This is a genomic window from Bacillus sp. Bvel1, assembly GCF_014872755.1.
Classification (GTDB): Bacteria; Bacillota; Bacilli; order Bacillales; family Bacillaceae; genus Bacillus; species Bacillus velezensis.
This window is the reverse complement of the sequence record NZ_JAAOBZ010000006.1, coordinates 1,024,122-1,035,297: the sequence shown is the minus strand read 5'-3', so window position 1 is coordinate 1,035,297 and position 11,176 is coordinate 1,024,122. Positions and strand designations below refer to the sequence as shown.

The 11,176-nt window shown below is 45.8% G+C and carries 3 protein-coding genes; all 3 read left to right on the top strand.

Annotated features, from left to right (window positions below):
* The first annotated feature begins 47 nt into the window (after positions 1-47).
* The 3 genes from HAP68_RS08870 to xynC all read left to right on the top strand — a co-directional run bounded on the left by HAP68_RS08870 (position 48) and on the right by xynC (position 11,088).
* Positions 48-7,901 (top strand): non-ribosomal peptide synthetase, encoded by a 7,854-nt coding sequence (locus tag HAP68_RS08870; protein ID WP_024085375.1) that lies wholly within the window; start codon positions 48-50, stop codon positions 7,899-7,901.
* A 325-nt stretch (positions 7,902-8,226) separates the two neighbouring features.
* Positions 8,227-9,765 carry a glycoside hydrolase family 43 protein gene (locus HAP68_RS08865; protein ID WP_003153930.1) on the top strand — a complete coding sequence of 513 codons (1,539 nt, stop codon included), beginning with the start codon at positions 8,227-8,229 and terminating at the stop codon, positions 9,763-9,765.
* Between the two features lie 51 nt (positions 9,766-9,816).
* Entirely contained in the window at positions 9,817-11,088 is a 1,272-nt protein-coding gene (xynC, locus tag HAP68_RS08860; RefSeq protein ID WP_184123314.1) for a glucuronoarabinoxylan endo-1,4-beta-xylanase XynC, read from the top strand.
* Positions 11,089-11,176 lie beyond the last annotated feature (88 nt).

Sequence of the window (11,176 nt, the reverse complement as noted above, 5' to 3'; positions counted from 1 at the left end):
CCGCCAGCTGCCTGAAAACAGGAATGAAACCAACTGGAGGGATATGAATGTCAGAATTCAAACAACAGGAGTTGTTCTGGGGCCGAATGTTTCACACGGAAGACCGTCCCGGTGCATTCCCTTCGTTTCAAGTGTCCGACTCAACAGTAAAGCGTGATATAACAAGCGGATCTGACTGTATTCACAGTTCATTGAGTGCGGAGGTATCACGGCGCATCCTGACCATGACGAACCAAACGCCAATGGCCGTCTATCTGGTTCTCCTGGTCGGAATTGAATCCCTTTTATACAAATACACGGGGGATGAGGGAGTGATTACAGGGGTTCCAGCCTTTGAAGACGAAACTGATGAAGATCTTCGTTCAGACCAGCTCATGTTAATCAAACAGCATATCAATTCCGGCAGTACGTTTAAATCAATTTTCCATGAATTGAAACATACGCTGGACGAAGCGATCTTATATCAGGACGTTCCCTTTGATAAAATGGCCGGACAGCTGAGGCTGAACTACAATGCAAATCATTTGCCGATCATCCATACAGTTGTTTCACTAGAGCAAATTCATTCTGATGGTTTCATAGAAACGGCTGCTGCAGATGCTTTATTTCAGTTTGCTATGGGTGAAGACTTGATTGACCTAAAATTATGTTTTAATGAACAAGTCTATGACCGTCAGTATATGATGCAGGTGCTCGGACATTTAAACCGGCTATTTTCTGTCATATTATTTCAGCCTGACCTCCCCCTCGGCCAAGTGGATATTTTGCCAGAATCGGAGACACATACACTTCTCGTTGACATTCAAACTGCGAAAACTGAATATCCGCGGGATAAGACGGTTTATCAGTTATTCGAAGAACAGATGAAACGAACACCGGATCAAGCAGCCGTTATTTACGGAGAAAAGCAATTCACATATCGTCAGCTCAATGAACGTGCCAATCAATTAGCCCGAACGTTAAGGAAAAAGGGGGTAAAGACGGACCGGCTCACTGCAATTATTTGCGAGCATGAGATCGAACTGGTCGTGGGAATACTGGCCGTTTTAAAAGCGGGAGGGGCCTATGTGCCAATTGATCCGGATTATCCGAAGCATCGCATACAGTATATAGTAGAAGACTCCCAAGCTGATATCATCCTGACGCAGAGCCATCTTCAAAAACAGTTGGAACTTGCGGGCACAATGGTTTTCCTCGATCAGGAAAGCTCTTACCACGAAGACGGCTCTTACCTGGAACCGATCAGCAGTACGAAGGATTTGGCTTATGTCATTTATACGTCAGGCTCCACAGGCAAGCCTAAAGGAGTGGCAATTGAGCATCAGGGCTTAACCAATTATATTTGGTGGGCCCGCCGGGTCTATGTCAAAGGGGAAAAAACCAACTTTCCCCTATATTCGTCCATCGCTTTTGATCTGACGATAACGTCTGTTTTCACTCCGCTCATTACAGGAAATTCCATTATTGTCTACGGAGGAGAAAACAGTGCTGCCTTGCTTGATTGCATTATTCAGGATTCAAGGACGGATATTATCAAGCTGACCCCGGCGCACTTGCAGTTATTGAAAGAGATGAATATCCCTGCTGAGTGCACCATTCGGAAATTCATTGTCGGCGGTGACAATTTAAGCACGCGGCTCGCCCGTAGCATCAGCGGGAAATTCGGCAGAAAAATCGAAATTTTTAACGAATACGGGCCTACAGAGACAGTCGTCGGCTGTATGATTTATTCCTTTGATCCGCAAAACGACAGACGGGAATCAGTGCCGATCGGAACCGCCGCGGACAACATGAACATTTTCGTGCTGGATAAGAGCATGAAGCCGGTGCCGGCCGGCGTTCCGGGAGAAATCTATATCAGCGGGGACGGCATCGCCAGAGGATACTTGAACAGAGCGGAATTAACAGCAGAAAGATTTTTGCAGCACCCCTTTGTGCCAGAGGTGAAAATGTACCGGACGGGAGATTTAGCAAGGCGGCTCCCGGATGGAAATATTGAATATTTAGGCCGGATCGACCACCAGGTGAAAATCCGCGGTTACCGCATTGAAATCGGGGAAGTCGAATCCGCATTTTTCCAAATACCGCCGATTCAAGAAGCTCTCGTTACGGCACAAGAAACCAACGGGGAAACATCCTTGTGCGCCTATTATACCGCACAGCATTCTTTAACCGCAGGCGAAATTCGGGAGCGCCTGTCCCGGCAACTTCCGTCCTATATGATCCCTGCTTATTTTGTACAGCTGGCAGCGATGCCGCTTACTTCCAACGGAAAAATAGATCGTCAGGCTCTGCCTGCTCCAACGGGAAATCTCACTGGAAATCCTTATACAGCTCCGCGGACAAAACTGGAAAAAATACTGGCCGGGGTGTGGGAATCGGTATTAGGCGCAGAACAGGTCGGAATCGATGATCATTTCTTTGAGCTGGGAGGAGATTCGATTAAGTCGATTCAGGTGACCTCAAGCTTATATCAAGCCGGGTATAAGCTTGACATCAAACACTTGTTCAAACACCCGACGATCTCCGGGCTTGCTCCTTTTATTGAGCCCATTACCCGAATCGCAGAACAAGGGGAGATCAAAGGCCGTACCTTATTGACGCCGATTCAGCATTGGTTTTTCGCCCGGCAATACCCTGATCCGCATCATTATAATCAATCTGTCATGCTTTATTTTAAAGGGGGTTTGGACGAATCGAAGCTTCAGAAAGTCATGAAGAAGATTGCCGAGCATCACGATGCTTTGCGCATGGTCTATGTTCAGGGAGATCATGAATACGAAGCCAGAACCCGCGGGATCAGTGAAGGAGAATTATTCAGCCTCGACGTGTTCTCTTTACTCGAAGAAAACAACCCTGCCGAAACGATAGAAACGATAGCAAATGACATTCAGCAATCCATCCATTTAGCCGATGGACCGCTCATGAAACTGGGATTGTTTCAATGTCAGGATGGCGATCATTTGCTGATTGCGATTCATCATCTGGTTGTAGATGGCGTATCGTGGAGGATTTTACTTGAGGATATAACGTCAGCTTATGAGCAGCTCCAAAACGGAGAAGCGCTCACGCTCCCTAAGAAGACGGATTCCTATCTGTTATGGGCTGAACGATTGAAACATTATGCAGAAACTCCGGAATTTGAAGCAGAAAATCAATATTGGCTTGAGCAGAAACATATCTCGCAACACAAATTGCCAAAGGATAATGAGCAGGAGACCGGTCTGGCCGAAGACCGGGAAACGATCATCGTCCAATGGACAGAGGAAGAAACCGAGCATTTATTAAAAAAATCGAACCGGGCCTATACGACTGACATTAATGATTTATTGCTGACCGGACTCGGAATGGCTGTTCATCGCTGGACGGGGCATGAAGAAATTCATGTTCATCTGGAAGGACACGGCAGGGAATCTATTTTTCAAGACGTTGATATTTCACGTACAGTGGGCTGGTTCACAACCCAATACCCGGTTTCTTTTCAAATCCAGGCAGACCGGGACATCTCCCAGCGGATTAGGACGGTGAAAGAACAGCTGCGTCAGATTCCCCAAAAAGGAATAGGATATGGCCTGATGAAATATTCGTCCGATCATCCGAAGGCATCAGAATGGACCGGACATCCGGAAATCAGCTTCAATTACCTCGGACAATTTGATCAAGATTTCGAAAATGGAGGAATCGAAGTATCTCCTTACTCCGGAGGGAAAATTGCAAGCGACAGACATCCCATTGCCTATACGCTTGACATTAACGGCATGATCTCAGACGGCCGGCTGTCATTGGCCATCAGTTACAGCGGTAAACAATATCGAAGAGAAACGATGGAAACATGTGCAGCTCTCTTAAAGAACAGCCTAAAAGAAGTCATCGAACATTGCGCAGCTCAAGAAGACATTCACCTGACGCCAAGCGATATCTCACTGAAGGACATAAGAATCGAGGAATTAGATCAATTTGTTCAGCAAACACAGCATATCGGCGAGATTGAAAATATATATCCTTTAACTCCCATGCAGAAAGGTATGCTGTTCCATAGTTTAATCGATTCGGCTTCCAGAGCTTACTTTGAACAAGCCGTTTTTGATCTCAAAGGCGACTTGGATATCGAGGCATTTACAATGAGTTTGTCGCAGCTGGCGGAAAGACATGAGATTCTCCGGACTCATTTTTATACGGAATGGAAAGATCAGCCTTTGCAGATCGTATTCCGAAAAAAACCGATCGAAATAACTGTTGAAGATATTCGAAGCATGAAGAATAAACAACGAAACGAGTTCATTGCCGGCTTTGTACAAAAAGATAAGGCAAGAGGATTCGACCTTACCCAAGATGCATTAATGCGCGTATCAATCCTTCGTACAGAGGATGACCAAGTCCGATTGATATGGAGCTTCCATCATATTTTAATGGATGGCTGGTGTCTGCCTCTTATTACGAATGAAGTATTTGAAACCTATTATGCGATTCTTGATAGAAGAAAAGCGGAGCGGGAAGTCGTCACCCCGTACAGCCGATATATCGAATGGCTGGAAGACCAGGATCATAAGCACGCTTCAGCCTATTGGCAAAAATATTTGGACGGTTATGAAGGACAAACTGTTTTACTGAAAGAACCTGTCTCAAACCAAGCCAAGGGATATCAAAAACAAAGGCTTGCATGCCGGCTCGGAAAACAGCTGTCAGAAGAAATCAGACAGACTGCAAGCAAGCATCACGTCACCGTGAATACGTTCATTCAAAGTGCGTGGGGACTATTGCTGCAAAGGTACAACAACAGTCAGGATGTCGTTTTCGGGTCGGTTGTATCCGGCCGCCCGGCAGAAATTCCGGGTATCGAGTCCATGGTCGGCTTATTTATCAACACCATTCCCGTCCGTATTACCGCTCAGCCTGGAATGACTGTGGAACAAGTGTTGAAAATGAGCCAGGAGCAGGCATTGGCTTCTCAAGGGTATGATACATTTCCGTTATATGAAATTCAGGCTCAAACTGAACAAAAGCAGCAGCTGATCAGTCATATCATGGTATTTGAAAATTATCCGGTCGAGAAACAAATGGAGCATATGAAACCGAATCGTGACGCACTGGACATTATCAATTTCCATATGGAAGAGCATACCCATTACGATTTCAATTTCATTGTCATGCCCGCGGGAGAAATCGACATTCATTTTGTATACAATAGCAACGTCTATGATCATGCAAGTGTCAAGCGGATGGAAGAGCATTTTATGCAAATCATTAAGCAGATGGTGAACAGTCAGGCGATTCGCGTCCAAGACTTGGATATACTTACGGGGGATGAACGTTCGCTCCTTATAGAGGCATTTAATGATACGGAAGCAGATTATCCAAAGGAAAAGACGCTTCATAAATTGTTTGAGGAACAAGCACAGCGTACGCCTGATCAAACGGCTGTCGTATACGGGGAAAGCCAGCTGACATACCGGGAACTGAATGAAAGAGCCAATCAACTTGCCCGGACATTGCAATCAGAAGGCGTGCAGCCGGATCAGCCGGTCGGGATTATGGCCGAACGTTCCTTGGAAATGATCGTAGGACTCTTCGGAATCTTAAAAGCCGGCGGCGCGTATGTGCCGATCGATCCGAGCTATCCGGAAGAACGGATTCACTATATATTGGAGGATTCGGATACGAAGCTGTTGTTAGTACAGAGTCACTTGAGGAAAAGCGTGCCTTTTACGGGAAAAGTGCTTGACCTGGAAGATCCGCGATTCTCTTGGGAAGATGGTTCAAACTTGAAACAGACGGCCGGACCGAATCACTTAGCTTATGTTATCTATACTTCGGGATCAACAGGCCGACCGAAAGGGGTTATGGTGGAACACCGATCCGTAATCAACCGTCTCGTTTGGATGCAGAAACATTACCCGCTGGATAAGCAGGATGTCATTCTGCAAAAAACCCCAATCACCTTTGATGTATCGGTGTGGGAATTGTTCTGGTGGTCGATGACTGGTTCTAAAGCAGTATTGCTTCCAAACGGAGGAGAAAAGAACCCTGACGTCATCTTAGATACGATTGCGCAGAAAAATGTCACCGTTATGCATTTTGTGCCTGCGATGCTGCATGCTTTTCTTGAGTCCATGGAGCAGAAATCCGAAGAGGAATTAAAGAGAAAGCTGGCGTCATTAAAATATGTATTTGCAAGCGGCGAGGCTTTGACGCCTGTGCACGTTGCCGGGTTTCATCGCTTGATCACACCGGCGGGTGAGGCTCAAATCATCAATTTATACGGGCCGACCGAAGCGACGATCGATGTATCGTATTTTGAATGCGAAGCGGGAGAAACGCTTAACTCAGTTCCGATAGGTAAACCGATTTCCAACATTCAATTGTATATCGTACACCCCGAATCGGAATATTTTCAACCGCTCGGTGTGGCAGGAGAGCTGTGTATCGCCGGAGACGGGCTCGCACGGGGCTATTTGAACCGCCCGGAGCTGACGGCTGAGAAGTTTGCAGCTCACCCATATGAAGCAGGGAAGCTGATGTACCGTACAGGCGACTTGGCAAGATGGCTGCCTGACGGCAATATCGAGTATTTGGGAAGAATTGATCATCAAGTGAAAATCCGAGGCTACCGGATAGAACTCGGCGAGATCGAAGCATCTTTACTACAACTCGATGCTGTCAAAGAAGCGGTCGTCATCGCGATTGAAAAAGAGGGCTCAAAACAGCTGTGCGCTTACTTGTCAGGAGACGAGTCATTAAATACGGCGCAGCTGAAGCGTCATTTGCTGAACAATCTGCCCACGTATATGATTCCGGCTTATTTTGTACAAGTAGAGAAGATGCCGATAACCGCTAATGGAAAAATCGATCGAAAAGCGTTGCCGGCTCCTGAGGGAAATAGGCTTACCGGAACCGAATACGCAGCGCCAGGAACGTTAATTGAAAAGCAGCTGGCCGATATATGGAAGGATATTTTAGCTCTGCCTGACCCCGGGATTAAAGATCACTTCTTTGACGTTGGCGGCCATTCACTTAAAGTATTGCAGCTCATTCATCAAATTAACGCCAGTATGGGAATCAACATGCATTATCAAGCCGTATACGATTTTCCTACCATCGAAACAATGGCACGCGCCATTCAAGCGGCCGTTTTCGAATCCGAGACGGATAACGTATTCGTCAAGCTGAATCAGGAAGATTCAATCCCTGTGTTCTGTTTCCCGCCTTTAATCGGGTATGGACTCGTTTATAATGAAATGGCGAAAAGACTTGACGGCGTCAGCACCATCTATGCCGCTGATTTCTTAGAAGAGCCGTCTCATGGGAAAGAGATCGTTGACCGGTATGCAGAGAGCATGATAAGCATTCAAGAACAAGGGCCTTTTGTTCTGCTTGGTTACTCTTCCGGATCGAATTTGGCTTTTGAGGTTGCCAAAGCCTTAGAAAAGCGGGGGCGCACCGTATCTGATGTGATTATGCTGGATTCTAAAATCACCGATTCGGTAACTCATTTATCGGAAGAGGAAATCCAAGAGATCGTCCATCTGAATATGGACATTATTCCGGACTACTACAGAGAAATATTAACCATTCCTTCGATTAAGGATAAAATCAGAGGCTATCTTGCGTATCACAATGAACTGATCAATTCCGGCGCCGTTAACGCCAACATCCATCATTTGCTATGCGGCGATGTAACCGATGATAGGGGCTGGACACAATCAACAGCACAGCATTATCTTGAGTACAAATTAAAAGGAGATCACGTGACGATCTTTGAACCTCACAATATCGAAGAAAATACGGATGCAATTCGATCTATTATTAAACGGATTGAAGAACGGCATCATCACGGACTTGTTCTTGAAGAACAACTGTCAATAGGATCGTTTGCTGGCGACACGAAGTTTGACAAAATGTAAGTGATCAAGTGTAAAACGCCGCTGGCCTGGCACTCAGCGGCGTTTTTTATTAAAAAGGCGAGAGTCATACTCCTGTGTTCGCAAGGCTTACTCCAGAGCCGTTCTCCATGACTGGTTGTCATCAAATGGTAAAAAAATCATCATACATTTTAAGGAAAAAGAAGGATGTCAAGTTATTAGAAAAAAGTGTAGCGTATGTTTATGGGTACTAGCTCTATTATTGAGTTGCTTAACTGCGGAGTCTGCTTTTTACTGCCGGTACTGCAATTTGGTCTCAAATGGTAAAAGTTCCCCGAATTTAAAGAAAAAGGAGGAGTGTTAAGTTATGTGTAAAAAATGTTGCGTATGCCTATGGGTCCTTGCTTTATTATTGAGTTGCTTCACTGGGAAGTCTGCGTATGCTGCCAGCACTCCAATTGCAAAACATGTTGGGAATTCAAATCCGCTTATCGACCATCATCTGGGCGCGGATCCGTTTGCGCTGACCTATAACGGAAGAGTCTATATCTATATGTCAAGCGATGACTATGAATATAATAGCGACGGCACGATTAAGGATAATTCATTTGCCAATTTGAATAAAATATCCGTCATATCTTCAGCGGATATGGTGAACTGGACAGATCACGGAGCGATTCCCGCAGCGGGTGCCAATGGGGTGAATGGCGGCCGGGGGATTGCCAAATGGGCAGGAGCATCATGGGCCCCGTCAGCCGCGGTGAAAAAGATCAACGGTAAGGATAAATTTTTCCTTTATTTCGCAAACGGCGGCGGAGGTATCGGGGTTCTCACCGCAGACAGCCCGACCGGTCCGTGGACAGATCCGATCGGAAAACCGCTGGTGACGCCAAGTACACCAGGAATGTCCGGTGTTGTATGGCTTTTTGATCCGGCAGTATTCGTAGATGATGACGGTACCGGTTACCTATATGCCGGCGGAGGCGTTCCGGGCGGTTCAAATCCAACGCAGGGACAATGGGCCAATCCTAAAACAGCAAGAGTCATGAAATTAGGGCCTGATATGACCAGTGTTGCCGGAAGTGCATCTACGATTGATGCGCCTTTTATGTTTGAAGATTCGGGAATGCATAAGTATAACGGAAAATATTACTATTCCTATTGTATCAATTTCGGGGGCGCGCACCCGGCCGATAAACCTCCAGGTGAGATCGGCTATATGACCAGCTCAAGTCCTATGAATTCTTTTTCGTATAGAGGGCACTTTCTGAAAAATCCGGGAGCATTTTTCGGAGGCGGCGGAAACAATCACCATGCTGTTTTTAATTTTAAAAACGAGTGGTATGTGGTGTATCATACTCAAACTGTCAGCTCCGCTCTTTACGGGGCCGGCAAAGGATACCGTTCTCCCCATATAAATAAGCTTGTGCATAATCCAGATGGCTCCCTGCAAGAGGTAGCGGCAAATTTTGCAGGTGTCAAACAGCTATCCAACTTGAATCCATATAACCGGGTAGAAGCGGAAACGTTTGCCTGGAACGGACGGATTTTGACAGAGGCATCCTCAGCACCCGGCGGGCCGGTCAATAATCAACATGTCACAAACATTCATAACGGAGACTGGATTGCTGTAGGAAATGCAGATTTCGGGTCAGGCGGTGCCAGGACGTTTAAAGCAAATGTAGCGTCCGCTCTCGGCGGAAAAATAGAAGTGCGACTAGACAGTGCAAACGGTAAGCTTGTCGGAACCTTGAATGTCCCTTCCACAGGCGGAACGCAATCCTGGAGAGAAATAGAAACTGCGGTAAGCGGCGCATCCGGTGTTCACAACGTATTCTTTGTATTTACCGGAACTGGTACAGGAAACTTGTTTAATGTTGATTACTGGCAGTTTACACAAAGATAAGCAAAGGTACGTTTTCTAAGTCTATAAAAGATAAATGAAGGAGAGGAAAAAATGATGTCGAGCGTAAAAAAACCAATTTGTGTATTATTGGTATGTTTCACAATGCTGTCCGTCATGCTGTTAGGACCGGGAGTTACTGAAGTTTCAGCAGCAAGTGATGCAACAGTTAATATATCTGCAGAAAGACAAGTGATTCGCGGTTTTGGAGGAATGAATCACCCGGCTTGGATTGGAGACTTGACTGCGGCTCAACGGGAGACCGCTTTTGGCAATGGACAGAATCAGTTAGGTTTTTCGGTCTTAAGAATTCATGTAGATGAGAATAGAAATAATTGGTACAAGGAAGTGGAGACTGCAAAGAGTGCGATCAAACACGGAGCAATCGTTTTTGCTTCCCCTTGGAATCCGCCAAACGATATGGTTGAGACTTTCAATCATAATGGTGACACATCAGCTAAGCGGCTGAGATACGATAAGTACGCCGCATACGCACAGCATCTTAACGATTTCGTTAATTTCATGAAGAGTAATGGTGTGAATCTGTATGCGATTTCTATGCAGAACGAGCCTGATTACGCTCACGAATGGACATGGTGGACGCCTCAAGAAATCCTGCGTTTCATGAGAGAGAATGCCGGTTCCATTAATGCCCGTGTGATTGCGCCGGAATCATTTCAATACCTGAAAAATATATCGGACCCCATTTTGAACGATCCGCAGGCGCTTAGGAATATGGATATCCTCGGAACCCACCTGTACGGCACTCAGGTCAGTCAGTTTCCTTATCCTCTTTTCAAACAAAAAGGAGCGGGGAAGGACCTTTGGATGACGGAAGTATACTATCCGAACAGTGATAACAACTCGGCGGATCGATGGCCTGAGGCTTTAGGTGTTTCAGAGCATATTCATCATTCAATGGTAGAGGGAGATTTTCAAGCTTATGTGTGGTGGTACATCTGCAGATCATACGGCCCGATGAAAGAAGATGGGACGATCAGCAAACGCGGATACAATATGGCTCATTTCTCAAAATTTGTGCGCCCTGGCTATGTAAGGATTGATGCAACGAAAAATCCTGAACCGAATGTTTACGTGTCAGCCTATAAAGGAGACAATAAAGTCGTGATTGTTGCCATTAATAAAAATAACACAGGGGTCAACCAAAACTTCGTGTTGCAGAATGGATCTGCTTCGCAAGTATCCAGATGGATCACGAGCAGCAGCAGCAATCTTCAACCTGGAACGGATCTCAAAGTAACGGATAATCATTTTTGGGCCCATCTGCCGGCTCAAAGCGTGACAACATTTGTTGTAAAGCGTTAAAGGCATCAGCATTGCATTAAGCCAATTTTCTTACTCGGAAAAGAAAATTGGCTTATTTTCTGTGGGAGAGAATGTTGATTTTTTAACG